Genomic DNA, 15,712 nt, shown 5'->3' with positions numbered 1-15,712 from the left:
GTGTGGTAGCTCAAAATCTATTTAAGGAAATTGTATGTTCTTATCTAACAAATATTATAGAAGATAATATTCAGCAATTGGTGTGAGATAGGGGTGTTGGAATGAAGAAAAAAGCAATTATAATTACATCTTCCGCTCTGATTGTAGCAGCGGGTGCAGGAATTACTGCTTACAATGTATTGAACAATCAAGATGGTTTAGAAACAACTTACTCTACAGAAGTGAAAAAGGGCGATATCCAGGTTAGTATTACTGCAAATGGTGTAGTAACTCCGACGACAGTTAAAAATATTGTACCGGCGAAAAACGGGACAATTAAACAGAATTTTTTAGAGGATGGAAAATTCGTTAAAAAAGGTGATCTTCTAGTGGCGTTTGAAGGAGAAGATGTTAGTCAAGATTTATCAAGCCAAGAAGGAAGCCTAGAAAAACTGAACATCGATCTTATGACTTTACAAAAACAATTAGAGAAGTACCAAAAGGACTTAAATATTTATTCAAGATATAACGGAACAATTGAAGAGGTATTGGTGAAGACGGGTGATAGCGTAAAAGACGGCCAAACCGTGGCGAAAATTAATGTTAACGGTGATATTAAAAATATTGAATCAAAGGTGTCTGGCGAAGTTCAACAAATAAACATTGAGAATGGCCGCTTATTAAGTGAAGGGGCCCTTATCCTAAGTATGAGTTCTAATGGGGAATTAGAAAACCAAATAAAAAAACAAAAAATAGATATTGAGAGTGCAAAAGAGAGTATTGCCTCACTAAGAGAAAAGGGCAAGATACCGGATGCTATATATGCTCCTTATGATGGGGAGGTAAAGGTGTCAAATGAAGCAGCTGTAGGGAGCGAAATTAATCTAAATTCAGTGCTGGGCACTATAACTAACTACTCTCAATTTAACCTTGTATTATCCATAGATGAATTGGATGTTCCTAAGTTGAAAGTGGGTCAGTTGGTTACAATATCGGCAGAAGCTTATCCAGGAGAAACATTCGCGGGAAAAGTGGCTCAAATTGCGAGTCAAGGAGATATTACAAATGGTGTTTCCACCTTTAAAGTTGAGGTCTCTATTGATGATCCTAAAGATTTAAAGGCTGGTATGACTGCCAATGCAAAGATTGTTGTATCTGAAAACAAGGAAGCATTGACTGTGCCGGTTGAAGCGGTTACGGAGAGCGGGAATAATAAATATGTCACTATTTTAGATGGTGAAGAAAAGAAAAAAGTGAAGGTTGCTACTGGATTAAATAATGAGAACAATATCGAGATTAAATCAGGCTTGAGAGAAGGGCAAAAGGTTGTTTTACCAACGACATCTGTTAAAAGTGATAAGTCTGTTTTAAGTGCAGTAAAAGTAAGTAGGGGAAATGATAAATGATAAAGTTGAATAATATAAATAAACATTATCCGATAGGTGATGAAGTTGTTAAAGCATTAGATGATGTGTCTTTGACTATTGATAAGGGAGAATACATAGCGATAGTTGGCCCTTCAGGTTCAGGAAAATCAACATTAATGAATATACTAGGGTGTCTTGATACACCTTCTTCCGGAATATATGAATTAGATGGAAACACAATAGAACAAATGAAAGAAGATCAGCTGTCAGATATAAGGAATGAAAAAATAGGATTTATCTTTCAAAATTTTAATCTTTTGAGTAAGTTGACCGCTTTAGAAAATGTTGAACTACCATTGATATATAGAGGGATGAAAGCATCTGAGAGAAGAAAAGTGGCAGTTGAATCTTTAGAAAAAGTTGGACTTGCTGATAGGATAGATCATTTGCCATCTAAGCTGTCTGGTGGGCAGCAACAGAGAGTTGCCATAGCTAGAGCTTTGGCGGGGAATCCGCCAATTTTATTGGCCGATGAGCCAACTGGGGCATTAGATTCTAAAACCAGTAAAGAAATTATACAGTTGCTAAATGAATTGAATGAGTCCGGACATACGATCATTATGATTACTCACGATCGAGAGGTAGCCGAAGAAGCTAAAAGAGTAGTGCAAATAAAAGATGGTAAGCTAAATCAAGTGGGTGATCAAACTGAATAGTATAACTGCATTCAAAATGGCCTTTAAAAATTTGGCCGCTCATAAATTGAGGTCTTTCTTAACGATGCTAGGAATTATAATTGGAATTTCTTCTGTTATCACTTTGATTTCAATTGCACAAAATTCAACAAAAGCAATTACAGATCAGGTGAAAGAATTAGGGTCTAACCTCATTACAGTAAGTATAAATGGGAGAGGAAATACTACTTCGATCGATTATAGGGAAGCATTAGAATGGGAAAAGAAACCTGGGATAGGTAAAGTGTCGCCAGTGTTATCAGGGGAAGTTGAAGCAAAATTCAATTCCCACAAAGAAAATATGTCGATAGAGGGTATTACGCCGAATTATGAAAAGGTGCAGAATTTCCGTATTAAAACTGGCCGTTATGTTCTGCCGCTGGATGTAAGAACAAGGCAAAAAGTTGTATTGCTTGGTACGGAAGCGGCTAAAACATTATTTAAAAATGAAAATCCAATAGGTGAAGTTGTCAAAATTAACGGTATGCCCTTTACAGTTGTTGGCTTACTGGAAAACAAAAGTGATTCTCTAATGGGTTCTTATAATGAAAAGATATTAATGCCAATCAGTACAGCTGAAAAATTACTATTAACTTCTGGAGTTAAAACAATAAGTGTTCAGGCTGATAGTTCAGAAAATGTAAAACTTGCGATGGCATCTATTAAAAGAGTGTTGAATGATAAATTCAATAATGATAAGGATAGTTATAGCATTCTAAATCAGCAGGAACTACTTGAAACAATGAATATAGTGACGCAAACAATGTCATTCTTGTTGGCTGGTATATCAGGTATTTCCCTATTGGTCGGCGGAATAGGAATAATGAATATAATGTTGGTGTCAGTAACAGAAAGAACCAGAGAGATAGGAATAAGAAAAGCCATTGGCGCAAAAAGAAAAGATATACTGATCTTGTTCTTAATTGAATCAGTATTCTTAACAACAATAGGTGGAATTATAGGGATCATACTTGGAGTCGCCGGATCATATGGTTTATCCTCACTAATGGAAATTGAATCTTATGTTTCTCCAACGGTCATCGTTTCAGCTTTCTTATTTTCAATGTTTATTGGCGTGGTTTTTGGGATATTCCCGGCTAATAGAGCGGCAAAATTACGTCCGATTGATGCATTGAGAGTTGATTAACAAAACTCAAAAAAACTGCCTAATAATAGGCAGTTTTTTACTTGAGAAATAAAAAGTCTACGAATTCTTGAATATGTTCATATTTGTAATACTTTTTGTTGTTAATCGTTACAGAGTCAAGTTCAAAACTAGAAAGTTGTATTTCCAAATCAGGTCTGCTTTTACAAAAAGAATAAAGCTCTTGCTTGCTAATTCCTATGTATATTTGAAAATCATCTTCAGAAATCAAAAGAGGTCTAGGGTTTCTTATCGAAATCTCAGATTTAACTCGAAGTCGATGTTTTTTCTTATCTTCTTTAAACAATTTGTTTTCCGTTTTAGTTGTGTCTTTATCTTTATCTTGAACATCAGATTTCTTTTTGCCTTCTTTATTGGAATCTATTTTCTTGAATTCTAATAAATAATAACCGGCTACAGCAACTAACGCCACCATCCAAAAGTTGAAAATTTCCAATCTAATCACCTCCATCTAAACGGTTCCATCATACTTAAAAATGTTGTTTTTACAAATGAAATGTTCAGGAATGTATTTAACAATCGTTATGTTAATCGCTTATTTGTTGATAAATGAAAAATTAGATAGGAGATAGAATCAGAAAAACTAATGTACTAAAAAACAATTATAGGATGTGTTTAAATGAAAAATACTAATGAAGAAGAGTGTGGGCATCACGGTCACCACCATCATCACCATACAAACAATAAAAAAATTTTACTTTTAGCTTTTATTGTGACGATGGCATTCTCGGTATTAGAAGTGGTATATGGGGTGTTGTCTAATTCTTTATCCCTTTTATCTGAAGGTATACATATGGTAGGGGATGGAGTATCAATGTTAATTGCATTGATTGCAGTTATCTTATCTTCAACTCATAGTAAATTTAAAAAGGCTGAATCCCTAGGAGCCTTTATAAATGGAATTGGCCTGATGATAGTACCTGTGTTTGTTATTTGGGAAGCAATACATAGAATGATGTCGGGAACGAGAGATATTTTATCAACGGAAATGTTTGTTGTCGCAACTATAGGATTGATAGTAAATATAATAGTTGCTTTCGCATTATCTAAGGGAGATAAAGAAAACATAAACGTAAGAGCTGCTATGCTACATATAATTGCGGATTTACTGAGTTCGGTAAGTACGATAATGGTTAGTTTGATTATAATGTTTTTTAACATTTCACTTATAGATACTATTGTAAGCATCGTTATTTCGCTCGTTATATTGTTCGGGGGAGTAAGAATTATAAAAGAATCTTTTGATGGCTTATTAAGAAAAAATGAGTAAAGTTAATATAAGAGAGAAAAGTTCGTAATTTAGTTTGCTCTAGTAGAATATAAAAAAGAGGCACAGAAATGTGCTTCTTTTATTATTTAATATGGCTAAACCAAAGTGAAATCTCTCTCTTGGCGCTTGATACAGAATCTGAACCGTGAACAACATTGGAAGCTTTTGAATGAGAAAAGTCTCCTCTAATGGTTCCTGGTTCAGATTTTAATGGATCAGTGGATCCAATCATTTTTCTCGAAATGCTCACAACGTTTTCTCCTTCCCAGACCATCGCAAAAACTGGTCCAGATCTAAGAAAATCAATGAGTTCATTGAAAAATGGTTTATCTTTATGCTCTACATAATGTTGTTTAGCTATTTTTTCTGAAACGGTAAAAAACTTTGCTTCTTTTAACGTGAATCCTTTGTTTTCAAATCTCTTTACAATATCTCCAATTAATTTTCTCTCAACACCATCAGGTTTCACCATAATAAAAGTTTGCTCCAAAATAACACCCCATTTTGTTTTAATTCTATTAAATATATTGCATTATATAATGGGTTTTCCCTTTCAAATCAAAAAAATAAAAGACCAATATGGATTGGCCTTTTTCGCTTATTTATAATTTCATACTGTTACTTGTTTCTTGATCAATTTTGCTAAGAATTTTGAAACTTTATAATCAACTGCATTCTTTAACATTTCAAAAATGCTGGTTAGACTACCGACAAAATTAAAATTATCAGGTAAATTAAACAGACGGGCTGTTTCTCTGACTGTTAGATAACGATTGTATTCCGGATGAATAAATGCATCATCTTGAACGTGTGTAATCGTAGGAGATTGCCCATTCAGTTGTAGTCGTTGACAATAGTTCGTAAATTTCTTATTCGGTGCCCGTAAATGAGTAGGGACGTCCAGAATATTCCCGCCTGGTGGAATGTGAATGATACGATCCATCATTTTAGGAGTAGGCTTAAAACCCAAATCTTGCTGCGGTGCGTTTTCAATCCCTTTCCAAGCATCTGAAACAGTACGGTATTCTGATAAATGTGGAATGTTTAGTTCTGGAATTCCGCAACCATCTTTAATTCCGAGAATAAAAGCTCTTTTTCTTTTCTGAGCAGAACCAAGATCAGTAGCATCTATGACTTTGCTTACTATCTTAAAATTCGAAAAGAATTCTTTAAATCTATTAAGTATTGCTCCTTTTTTTACTGTGAGAAATCTTTCAACATTCTCGATTAGGAAAGCCTTAGCTTTACTCCACTTAATGATATTTAAAGTTTGCTCAACGATAGGGTGCAGGATCGAAGAACTGTCGCGGAAGTTGTTTTTGGTATTTAAAGCGCTGAATGTAACACAAGGTACGCCAGCAGCAACAAAATCCACTGAAGGAATATCATCCTCTTTAAAATCCATCACGTCTTGCATAATAATGTGATCTCCGATGTTTTCTCTATAAGTTTGGATGTGGTAATCCCTTAAGGCCTTCTTTTCAAACCGATCGTTAGCAAAAACTATCTCATAACCTTCGTCAAGAAAACCTTTATCCATTGACCCACAGCCTGAAAACAATGAAAGCATTTTTAACGCTTTTGTCTTTAAGGAATTGGGGACTTTCCCATTGGATTTAGATTTAGAAAAACTACTCGGTGAATCTGCTTTAAAGAAATCAAAAATAGACAGCTGTTCAAATCCTGAAGCTTTCGCTACTTCGCGTACACTGGCTGCATAAGTTACTCTATGATTCGAATTTTTTTCTTCTTTGTAAGAAACAAAATCGATAGTGTTATCAACTGATTTTGATTTTGCTGATTCGTGTACGGTGAAAAGGATTTTTCCTTTGTGAATTTCAATTTCGATATGACTGTGTTTTGCGAAAAATTCCTTGATTTCTTGTCCTTTAATATCTATGACAGGAACGACATTTCCCGTCTTTTGTGTTGTTTTGGCAACGTGTTTAGATGCCTTTCTCGTAGGCAATACAGTAATCCGTTTATTTTGTTTGTCGATTTTATATTTAATTGGAGTGCCAATTCCGAATCCATATTCGGATAAATATTTTGCTTCTATATATAGTCTTTCCTTTAATTTATATAAACGTTTACGAATATCAAGTTTCATCAGTATAATCCTCCGTTATTGTGATTTCCTGAAGATTATAATTTCAAAAAAAGAAAAATGATAAAAAAAATAAAAAAGAAGAACTTGCATATAGACAAGTTCTTTTAATTTTTGTAAGCATTGGATAAAAAGTGATTAGATAAAGTTAAATAATCTTCTTTTGAAAATTTAAATGGTTTCTTTGAAAATAAAGGTTTCTTTAATTTGAACCAATGTTCAATTTGTCCGAAATAAAATAAATCGTGAATAAACGTATAAGACTTGCCTCTATAATCAAATTTAAAAATGAAGGATTTTTGAGGTCCGAAATTTTTTCTTTCAAACTTAAGTAATTGTAGTTCTTCTAATAATTTTTTATCCATTTTAAAAATCACCTCATTGTTTTTTTGTATATATAATGACAAATTTAAATTTATCAAGATCAAAATAAAAAAATGTTTTTTTACACAAAAAATAAACACTTGATAATATATATAAAACAAACGAGAAAAGAGAGTGATAACGATGGAACAAGTAATGAAACAATACATTGAAAGAAACGGACAAACTTTAAAAGTAGGGGTTTATTACGATCTTGGAGGATGTAATCCTTTCACTTATAAGAATGAAATGAGAGGCTATTATATATCGGTTATTCCAGTAGAAAGAAAAATTAAAGACGGATATACTTCGGAAAAATCTAAAGCATACAGTGGTATTAAAAAGTTGCTGGTTGAAGTGAAACGAAAGTCGAAAAAAGCTGAAACACAAGCATTAGAACTAGCTACGGAAGAGTTAATTGAGGAATTAATTGCACACGTTTTGAAAAAGGAGGAAGCAACTGTTGCCACCGTTTAAATATGTGTCCTATATGATAGACTCAACAGTGAAAAAAATTTTAATTCAGATGAACAAACTTAGAGGTGACGAAAAGCAAATTAAAAATACTCTGATTGCAAATTGTCCGTTCGAACTAACGGAAGTAAGTATTATTCATTCAACAGGTTTCGGTTACGAAATAGAACTTTATCGAAGCAATAAGGATGTGTGTTCTGCAAACCCAAAAAATATTATCTATATCAAATTATAAAAACAAAAAAACCTTGCCGATTGGTCAAGGTTTTCTTTTTGATATTTGTCCTAAATTTTGGATTTTCTGTATCCTGCTTTAACTGCTTGTTTTTCATTCTTAAAATAATCAACAGGTTTCACTGAATAATAAAGTCTACCTTCAGGAGTATGATAAATTTTTTCTCCTTTAGAATTTATATTTGCTTTGATTGGAAAAAATTTTGTTTTGTAGGAAAACATCAATTTTTTAAACATATTGATCACCTCGTTGTAAGTTTTCTAGCATACTAAAAATTAAAAGTCACGGAAAATGCAACAATTTATTTGGATTATGCCGATAAAATATATAGAAAAGCGGAGAATTTGTGGTGTTTCTGCTTATAATAAATAGTGATATAAATATAAGAATGAAGTGAGGAGAAAGAATGTTAAAAGCAAAGGCTATTCTTGCTATAGTGTGTTCATTAGGAGTTGTAGGAGGGGGAAGCTATTATGGCTATAAAGAGTACGTTAAAGCTGACTCAAAAGAACAATCTGTAGCTTCTGTAAAAACTAAACAAGCGAAGGAAGAAATAAGTAATAAAAATTCAGTGAAAGATTTAACAAAAGAAGAAGCGGAGGAAGTATTGAAATCTAATATTGATTCAATTTTTGATACTTTTGATAAAGCTGCTGAAGAAAACAACTGGAATGAAGCAAATCCTGTTAATTTTGGAAAGGTAGAACTCGAGATTGAAAAATATGCTACAAAGAACTTTGCTAACGGGAAGTTGAAGGGCACATTGGAAAACTCATTTAAAAATATGGATAGTTCTGCAAAGCCAAATTACAACAGTGATATCCGTTTTGAATCAGAATTAAACAAAGATGGAAAAACACTAAAAATCAATACGATCCAGTCTCCATCAGATATTGATAATATGGGTTATCAATGGAGCTTCGAATTAGTAAAACAGGATGGAAAGTGGAAGATGAACGATTGGGATCAAACATCTTTGGATAAATTAAATGTTCAGTTCACCAAAGAAGAGGCTCAAAAATCAGTTTTAATCTCAGATGGACAGACATTAAAATTTGTTAAGGAATATAATTCTGATCAAGCTGATGGAAAAGCATATTTGTTTCAAATAAAAGAAAATGATTCTTACATTGCTGTAAGTTCTAAAGATTTGAGTAAAGTTACAGATTATGAAGTTAAATCTGAACTTAATACAAACAACGATTCAACTGATAACAGTGACACTACGGAGAAAAAAGCCAATACTGAAAGTGGTCAGGACGAAACAACTAGTAATACTGAATCTAATAATGATTCTAAGAGTGAAACGAAAAAAGAAGAACCTAACAATACATCTAAATCTAATTCTAATGAGACCTCAAATCAGACGATTGATGATAATGTAAATCTAAATAAAGAATTCTATACAAAATTGCACTTTGGCGAAAATAAAGATACTTTGGTTAAAGAATTTGGCAGTCCTAGCGCTATAACCGAGACTTCTCAGGGTACTACTCTTAAATACGAAGATTCTATTTATACTTTATCTAATGGAGAAGTATCGAAAGTGGAGATCATCGGTGAAAAGGCGTCTCGTTTGTATCATAATTTTGATGAAGTGATGAAAGAATATTTTCCGGATCCGGTATACGCGGAATATGAGGATAAACGATCTCACGATAGTGAAGGATACAAACTTGTTTTGGATGATGGATACTCCAAAAAACACACTTTTATTTCTGGTAATAAAAACGGTGATCCGATTAAAAAGATAATTATCGAGATGTATTCTCCTCAATAAAAAACTCAAAATATAAAAAGCTTGTCTAATTGTAGACAAGCTTTTTTGTATTGGCTCATTCTGCTGTATTTTAAATTTGCTGGATTAATTCAAAAGATCATTTAGTGATTCAATTAAATGTGTTGCTTCAGACCAGGAGTTAACAGTGGCTCCAGAAGCAAGAGGGTGTCCTCCACCATTGAATTGATATGCCACGTCATTAATAGGTGTACTTGCTGATCTAATTCTGACTCTTATTTCTCCGTTTGCGTATTCAACAAAGAAAACCCAAATTTCATTTCCTTCGATGTCTTTTAAGGTGTTAACGAGGTTTGCTGCTGAAATTTCATTTACATTAAAAGCAGATAGGACATCTCTTGTCATTTTGAAATAAGCCACACCTTTATCTGTAACTTCAAAATCTGTTAGCACTTTGCCTTTAAGCTTGGCGATATCTCGACTTGTTTTGTAGAGATTCGTATAAATCTCTTGTGGATCAAAGTCATATGTTAATAACTCTGATGCGATTTCCAATGTTAAATGACTAGTATTGTTGTATAAAAACCGGCCAGTATCACCAATTATACCGGCGTAAAGCAATCTTGCAGCAGAATTAGTCATAGTAAGTGAATCGCTGTATTCTAAATACAAGGCAGACAACATTTCGCTTGTAGAACTGTATTTAGTATCTACCCAGGATAAGTCGCCATATGGTTCTCTATCGGGATGATGATCGATTTTAATGATAAAAGAGTCTTCTGGAATCATCTCGCCGTAGCTAATTCGTACTGTGTCGGCTGTGTCACATACGATGACCAAAGCATCTTTATAAATATCGACTGTTTGCTTGTCCATCTTGTTTAAAAAAGTTAGACCTTCGACTTCTTCTCCAACAACGTACACTTTTTTATTTGGAAACGAAGATTGTATGATTTTTTGCAATCCTCCTTGGGAACCCAAAGCATCGGGATCTGGATTGATATGTCTATGTATCACTATATTATTGTATTCGTTGATTTTGTTTAAAATCTCTTGTTGTATGTTCATTTTTTATTCTCCCATCATTTGTTTATATGTATTATAAATTATATTTAATATTTGAAACAAATATTTTTTTGAAAAAGTCATTTATTTTTATGTTATTATTATTTTTATCAAAAAACATATAAAGGAATGTTGGGATGGATCAAATTTATAGAAATTTAATTGGCCTTGATGTCTATGTAATTGGAACAAAAGAAAAAGGTGAAATCATAGAAATTTACGAAAATGATATTGAAACAGTTTTTGTAGTCTCTACTAAAAACAATGGAGTTATGAATTTAAATATTGATCAAATTAAGGTTTTGGATAACTGTATAAGAGAAAAGAAAGAACAATTGGTTTCAAAAATAAAAAAATTACAAGATCAAAAGAGAATTTTAGAGATGTTCCAAGAAATACACGTATAAATACATAATGAGCGTAAAAGGATGTAGACATATGGAGCAATTATTCGAATTCAAAAAGATTAAAGGATATTCACTTGAAGGAATTTATCCGAAGTTCGGAGATGGAGAGTTTAAAGTTTTAATGCAAGACGGAGATTTTTATGGCGAATTGATTGTTTATCACGGAGGAAATATTCTAGGATGCAGTTTAATTCGATCTGTTGCTGATTCTTTAGAAGATGTAGATATGATTATTGATATGAAACGAACAGAAAATAAAAAACACGCTATAGTTAACGAAGAAGGATACTTAGAGGGTGTGAGATTGCTCGACTCTAAAGGCGATGATTTAGTAATTGAAGATACTGATTTTAACTCTACCATTGTTGGTATTGTAATGACTAATTATGAATTTAGACAAAATTAAAAAGTTATATATGAAAAAGTAAAGCTTAAGGAGAAAACACAATGAGAATAAGAAAGTCAGATCTTGCTAGGGTTCAGGATGGAAGAAAGAATGGATTAATGGTTGCAATGGGAAATGTACTAGAACCGGTTCGTACAGATTTAAATAACGAACTAAGCAATTATTTTAAAATGAAGGTTCCGAATTTTCATTGCACATTTAGTGATGAGGATGGGGAAGATATTATCAATGGAATTAACGAGTATTTAAAAGATAATGAAATGAAAAGACAATTGGAATATCCTCTAGGTGGTGGAGAAGATACATATCTAATTCCTATTGGAGAACGTCTAAATTTAGATGTAATTGTTGTTGATGAGTACTATGGAGACGGAGAATATAATAGATACGTAGAAATTAATAACTTTTTAATTGATGAACATACCACAACAAAGGATGTAGACCTATTAGTGGATTTCGTAAATAAATATTTAAAATAAAAATGTAAATAGTAAGGCGGAGATGGTTTGCTTTAATGCCCTCTATTACGGAAGACCATCTGAACACGATGTTTTACTTGGATGATGCGCTGGAAGCCCGTAGGTTGATCGGATTCGGTGGTATTTTAAAGGAGATAAATAAAGAACTGAACCTTAGTGATGCGTAGGACGGGGATCTGGTCAAGAATGAGGAATAAGATGACTTGCAAAGGTCGTGGCTTGATGGCATCCTGGCATTAAGAATTATATAATCAAATAGAAAAGCAGATTCTCTTCTAGAATCTGCTTTTCTTTATCTTTTAAAATGGGACTGATGCTCCCGGTAATACTTTGAATTTGCTATTATCAAGTGAATAAGCAGTTCCTTTAAGGGTTGCTGTTCCACCCTTATTTTTGTTCATTGTTACATAACCGCTATCACTCATACCTAAAGCGCCTAAACCAAAGATTGGTGCATTTCTTTTATAATCAGAATAGTAGCGTAATGCAATGTGTCCTTCGAATGTCCAAGGCCAAGCTGTTGCAGGTTTAACCGACCAATAAATAATTCTTCCGGAATTCCCTGCATCAATTGTTACCTTTCCGACCGGGACAATAACTGTTTTAGTTGGTTTGAATAGAGGAGCTCTTTCAGTAGACACGATTTCTTCAATTGGTGTAACACTTGTTGAGCTTTCCTCAATCTTTTTAGCTATTTCAGGGTCATTTTCCCAGTGTCCAACAGTGATTTCATCATCCTTATAAGTTATTTCAGCTTTCGATAAATCTAAGTCCAAATCATCGTTTTTCTTTGCATAAGTAGACTCAGCAAAACCCATAAACAAGAGAGTAACTGCGACAAAAGTTAGTATTTTTCTCATAAACACTATTACCTTCCAATTTTGGATATAATAATATAATAAAAGATTATTTAGAAAGAGAAGGAGGAAATCACCAATGGATTACGAAGATTACTTCAAAACAGCTATTAAGTCATACTGTAAGCGTCATAATATGTCATCTCAAAAAGCGAGATTTACAAAAAGTGATGGCTTCGTAACTATAAGTGTCAAAAATTACTCAGAAAATGGTCTAGATATAGACTGCTTTAAAGTCCTAGATTTTATATTGAATATAATTGGGCCTAGAAAAATTGAATTTCGCCAAACAACTTTTATGTTTCCGGACTATGAAAAAATAGATAAAGTAAATATTTCTTTTGGAGAAAAAGATTACAACGCCTTAAACGCATTGTTCTCTTAAAAAATCAGACCTTTATGGGTATGCTTTTTTTGTTCCGTATCGTAATTAAGAGCACAATAGTCAATGTGTGTAATACCTATTGTGAAAGTAATTTACTTTGATGCCCTTAGTATTGCTTGAAAAGGAGTGTTGGCCCTGCCCAGCCAAAAATAAAATAACGCATTGGAATTTATGCCAATGCGTTATTGTTTATTTTAAAGAGAAAGAAGCATTTTTGGAAGTGGGAAGAGGGAATCCTTGTTTAGACATTAGAACTTTAATTGTATAAGTTCCACTTTTAAATGAAGAGTTTGTTTGTAAACCGACAATATAATTACCGCTTTCGTTTGTGTATTTAGTGTCTTTGTATACTGTTCCATTAGGGCCTAAAACAGTTATATCAAATCTAGCCCAAGGAACTGCTTGATTACCATTGTATCTAGAATAAACGCCTATATATACTTTTGAGCCTTTAGAGTAAGAAGAATAAGTTGAAAACACATAAGTATCTAATGTTTTATTTTCTTGTTTCAAGGTTGAGACGTTCAAAGATGACGGGGAACTTGAACTGCCATAGTTTCCAGCTGTCACTGTATAATTATAACTTGTTGATGAATTCAGATTGGTATCAGTGAAACTTGTTGAATTCCCTTTATAAACAACTGTGCCGTTTCGTTTTACTTCATAGTATGTAGCATCATTAGAAGTGCCCCAACTAAGAGTAACTGAATTCCCTGTAATGTTATTCGAAGAGAAGTTTGATGGGGAAGATGGAGTTGGGGGGTAAGAAATTATTGCTGTGCTTGCGGGTTTTATCGAGACATCGTTTCCGCTGTTAGCATAGAGCTTGTATTCATAATAAGTGTGGGGAGTTAAATTACTATCGACAAAGCTATTGCTGGACCCAGTGTAAATGACTGTACCGTTTCTTTTTATTGTGTAACTTGTAGCGTCGCTTTGGGTGCTCCAATCCAATCTAGCGGAAGTGGAAGTTACATTAGAGGCTTTGATATATTTAGGAGTAGATACTTTGATTGGAGGAGCTTGTACTAAACCATATCCGAAATAAGAATCTCTTCCGGCGGTTCCGAGATCAATTACATTTTGATCTAGTTTTGAACGTAATTCGCTAACTGTGGCATTTGGGTACTCTTGTTTCCACAGTGCTAAGACGCCGGTAACAAAAGGAGTGGCCATTGATGTCCCGCTCATATTTTTGTATCTAATGCCAGGAAATAAACTAATAATGTCTACCCCGGGAGCGGACACTTCGACTTCAGGTCCTCTGTTCGAAAAAGAAGCTAAATTTTTATTTTGATCCACCGCAGATACTGCTATTGCATTATCATAAGCAGCTGGATATAAAACGGATGAGGCCTCATTTCCAGCAGCGGCAACAACTAGAACTCCGCTGTTGTAAGCTTTTTGTATTGCTGTTTCTAAGACAGGAGAGTTTTCATCTGTTCCAAGACTAAGATTGATGATATCCATTTTGTTTTCAATGGACCAGTCAATTGCTGCTACAATACTTGAAAGGTAACCATCGCCTTCGCTATCGAGGACTTTTAAAGCGAAGACTTTTGAATCTGGAGCTGTACCTACGATTCCTATAGAATTGTTTTCAGCACTTACAATACCTGCGACGTGGGTTCCGTGCCCATTGTCATCTGAATAGGAGGTTGTATAATCTACGAAGGATTTGCCTCCAGCAATAATTAAATCACTATGATTGGCTATTCCGCTATCTATAATTGCAACTCTTACATCTTCACCGGTTAAGCCATTATTCCAATCGTTTACTGTGTTTAAAAGTTTAGGTCCATAAGTAATTGTTTGTTGGGGAAGACTGTAATACTCGGCAGTGCTTAGTATAGTATCTTTTTCAATTGAAGAAATATTAGGATTGTTTTTTAACTCATTAATTGAAGAACTGGGGGCCTCTAGTGAAACTGCATTAATATTTTCGTATGTGTGTTTCACTTCTCCTTTGCTCTCTATTTTATCTTTGGCATATTCAGTTGTGGTGTTTTTATATGTTATTAATACGCGTTCTTCTCCTTTGTCCGGAGTCTCTATTGTTTTTAAAGATAATTTAGTGCTTGCGTTTACGTGGTTTATAATAGCTGGAAAAATAAAAGAAGCGGATAAAGTGAGAATAGCTGTATTAAGAATTTTGCTTTTGTAAGTCATATAAGGATTGCACCTCCCTGAGTTGGTTTTTTAAAAAATAATTTAATATAATATACAAAGACATATTGTCATTATAATTAAACGAATTTTTTTTGAGAAAATTAAGGAAATAACTAAAGCTGACAGGGGACTAAAAATGGACAATAATATTAAGTATAGAGTTGCTAAAAATTACAATGAATATTTAGAGATTTGCAAAGAGACGTTCCTTGGTAGTGAAGGGAACGATTCTGTATTTCAAGAACCAGACTCTTGGTTTGATTTTTTCGGAATTTATCAATTTAGAGATGAGAAATACGATGATGTGGACAATTGGGAAGACATAATTAGTGGATTTAACGGAGAAATGGATCTCAAACCAGACGAAGAAGAATTTCCTGTGTTGGTTACATACTGTTTTGATAGCGGATTTGACAGGTTAGGAGATATGAATATTCAAATGTGGGATATGATTTCACTCAAAGAGTTGAATTTGAGGCCTTATTAATAATTTCTTATTTTTTAGTGAAGAG

Annotated in this window: 20 protein-coding genes and 1 pseudogene; 13 read left to right on the top strand and 8 right to left on the bottom strand. The window is 33.4% G+C overall.

The window, feature by feature from the left end; all coding sequences use genetic code 11:
* Window positions 1-101 precede the first annotated feature (101 nt).
* The 3 genes from AAGG74_RS16625 to AAGG74_RS16615 are packed head-to-tail and all read left to right on the top strand — an operon-like array spanning window position 102 to window position 3,227.
* Window positions 102-1,385 (top strand): efflux RND transporter periplasmic adaptor subunit, encoded by a 1,284-nt coding sequence (locus AAGG74_RS16625; RefSeq protein ID WP_429676320.1) that lies wholly within the window; start codon window positions 102-104, stop codon window positions 1,383-1,385.
* Window positions 1,382-2,062: an ABC transporter ATP-binding protein gene (locus AAGG74_RS16620; RefSeq protein ID WP_429676319.1), complete on the top strand. Its 681-nt coding sequence runs from the start codon at window positions 1,382-1,384 to the stop codon at window positions 2,060-2,062. The genes AAGG74_RS16625 and AAGG74_RS16620 overlap by 4 nt, the downstream gene beginning before the upstream one ends.
* A complete protein-coding gene (locus AAGG74_RS16615; protein ID WP_429676856.1) occupies window positions 2,055-3,227 on the top strand; it encodes an ABC transporter permease in 1,173 nt (390 codons plus the stop codon). Before AAGG74_RS16620 ends, AAGG74_RS16615 begins: the two co-directional genes overlap by 8 nt.
* Before the next feature lie 37 nt (window positions 3,228-3,264).
* On the opposite strand, the gene AAGG74_RS16610 is transcribed toward AAGG74_RS16615, so the two are convergent.
* Entirely contained in the window at window positions 3,265-3,681 is a 417-nt protein-coding gene (locus tag AAGG74_RS16610; RefSeq protein WP_429676318.1) for a hypothetical protein, read from the bottom strand.
* A 183-nt stretch (window positions 3,682-3,864) separates the two neighbouring features.
* On the opposite strand from AAGG74_RS16610, the gene AAGG74_RS16605 reads away from it, so the two are divergent.
* Window positions 3,865-4,515, top strand: coding sequence for a cation diffusion facilitator family transporter (locus tag AAGG74_RS16605; protein WP_429676317.1), 651 nt, complete (start codon window positions 3,865-3,867; stop codon window positions 4,513-4,515).
* A gap of 82 nt (window positions 4,516-4,597) precedes the next feature.
* Here the strand turns inward: AAGG74_RS16605 and ndk are convergent, their stop codons facing one another.
* From ndk to AAGG74_RS16590, 3 genes are all read right to left on the bottom strand, one after another.
* The gene (gene ndk, locus AAGG74_RS16600) at window positions 4,598-5,005 is read right to left on the bottom strand and encodes a nucleoside-diphosphate kinase (RefSeq protein ID WP_429676316.1); all 408 of its coding nucleotides are present in this window, start codon (window positions 5,003-5,005) and stop codon (window positions 4,598-4,600) included.
* Window positions 5,006-5,125: 120 nt separating this feature from the next.
* Window positions 5,126-6,625 (bottom strand): DNA cytosine methyltransferase, encoded by a 1,500-nt coding sequence (locus AAGG74_RS16595; RefSeq protein ID WP_429676315.1) that lies wholly within the window; start codon window positions 6,623-6,625, stop codon window positions 5,126-5,128.
* A gap of 104 nt (window positions 6,626-6,729) precedes the next feature.
* Window positions 6,730-6,987, bottom strand: coding sequence for a hypothetical protein (locus AAGG74_RS16590; protein WP_429676314.1), 258 nt, complete (start codon window positions 6,985-6,987; stop codon window positions 6,730-6,732).
* 142 nt (window positions 6,988-7,129) lie between these two features.
* On the opposite strand from AAGG74_RS16590, the gene AAGG74_RS16585 reads away from it, so the two are divergent.
* A complete protein-coding gene (locus AAGG74_RS16585; protein WP_429676313.1) occupies window positions 7,130-7,462 on the top strand; it encodes a hypothetical protein in 333 nt (110 codons plus the stop codon).
* Entirely contained in the window at window positions 7,449-7,694 is a 246-nt protein-coding gene (locus AAGG74_RS16580) for a hypothetical protein (RefSeq protein ID WP_429676312.1), read from the top strand. The genes AAGG74_RS16585 and AAGG74_RS16580 overlap by 14 nt, the downstream gene beginning before the upstream one ends.
* Window positions 7,695-7,744: 50 nt before the next feature.
* Here AAGG74_RS16580 and AAGG74_RS16575 read toward each other — a convergent pair whose 3' ends face one another.
* Window positions 7,745-7,930 carry a sunset domain-containing protein gene (locus AAGG74_RS16575; protein WP_429676311.1) on the bottom strand — a complete coding sequence of 62 codons (186 nt, stop codon included), beginning with the start codon at window positions 7,928-7,930 and terminating at the stop codon, window positions 7,745-7,747.
* Window positions 7,931-8,100: 170 nt separating this feature from the next.
* Between AAGG74_RS16575 and AAGG74_RS16570 the strand changes: the two genes are divergently transcribed.
* A complete protein-coding gene (locus tag AAGG74_RS16570) occupies window positions 8,101-9,474 on the top strand; it encodes a hypothetical protein (protein WP_429676310.1) in 1,374 nt (457 codons plus the stop codon).
* Between the two features lie 84 nt (window positions 9,475-9,558).
* Here AAGG74_RS16570 and AAGG74_RS16565 read toward each other — a convergent pair whose 3' ends face one another.
* Entirely contained in the window at window positions 9,559-10,500 is a 942-nt protein-coding gene (locus AAGG74_RS16565; RefSeq protein ID WP_429676309.1) for a DHH family phosphoesterase, read from the bottom strand.
* A gap of 134 nt (window positions 10,501-10,634) precedes the next feature.
* Between AAGG74_RS16565 and AAGG74_RS16560 the strand changes: the two genes are divergently transcribed.
* From AAGG74_RS16560 to AAGG74_RS16545, 4 genes and pseudogenes are all read left to right on the top strand, one after another.
* The gene (locus tag AAGG74_RS16560; RefSeq protein WP_429676308.1) at window positions 10,635-10,904 is read left to right on the top strand and encodes a hypothetical protein; all 270 of its coding nucleotides are present in this window, start codon (window positions 10,635-10,637) and stop codon (window positions 10,902-10,904) included.
* A 31-nt stretch (window positions 10,905-10,935) separates the two neighbouring features.
* A complete protein-coding gene (locus AAGG74_RS16555; protein WP_429676307.1) occupies window positions 10,936-11,310 on the top strand; it encodes a DUF5406 family protein in 375 nt (124 codons plus the stop codon).
* Window positions 11,311-11,351: 41 nt separating this feature from the next.
* On the top strand, window positions 11,352-11,789 hold the full coding sequence (locus AAGG74_RS16550) for a hypothetical protein (protein WP_429676306.1): 438 nt from the start codon (window positions 11,352-11,354) through the stop codon (window positions 11,787-11,789).
* Window positions 11,790-11,833: 44 nt separating this feature from the next.
* Window positions 11,834-12,048: pseudogene (locus tag AAGG74_RS16545) on the top strand (protein rep); the annotation flags it as partial.
* A gap of 40 nt (window positions 12,049-12,088) precedes the next feature.
* Here AAGG74_RS16545 and AAGG74_RS16540 read toward each other — a convergent pair.
* Window positions 12,089-12,649, bottom strand: coding sequence for a hypothetical protein (locus tag AAGG74_RS16540; protein ID WP_429676305.1), 561 nt, complete (start codon window positions 12,647-12,649; stop codon window positions 12,089-12,091).
* Between the two features lie 76 nt (window positions 12,650-12,725).
* Here AAGG74_RS16540 and AAGG74_RS16535 point away from each other — a divergent pair, with 76 nt between their 5' ends.
* The gene (locus tag AAGG74_RS16535; protein WP_429676304.1) at window positions 12,726-13,031 is read left to right on the top strand and encodes a hypothetical protein; all 306 of its coding nucleotides are present in this window, start codon (window positions 12,726-12,728) and stop codon (window positions 13,029-13,031) included.
* Window positions 13,032-13,220: 189 nt separating this feature from the next.
* On the opposite strand, the gene AAGG74_RS16530 is transcribed toward AAGG74_RS16535, so the two are convergent.
* Entirely contained in the window at window positions 13,221-15,200 is a 1,980-nt protein-coding gene (locus AAGG74_RS16530) for a S8 family serine peptidase (RefSeq protein WP_429676303.1), read from the bottom strand.
* A 136-nt stretch (window positions 15,201-15,336) separates the two neighbouring features.
* Here AAGG74_RS16530 and AAGG74_RS16525 point away from each other — a divergent pair, with 136 nt between their 5' ends.
* On the top strand, window positions 15,337-15,687 hold the full coding sequence (locus tag AAGG74_RS16525) for a hypothetical protein (RefSeq protein WP_429676302.1): 351 nt from the start codon (window positions 15,337-15,339) through the stop codon (window positions 15,685-15,687).
* Window positions 15,688-15,712 lie beyond the last annotated feature (25 nt).

Source organism: Bacillus mexicanus (assembly GCF_050445615.1).
Classification (GTDB): Bacteria; Bacillota; Bacilli; order Bacillales; family Bacillaceae; genus Bacillus; species Bacillus mexicanus.
This window is presented reverse-complemented; position numbering and strand designations above follow the sequence as displayed.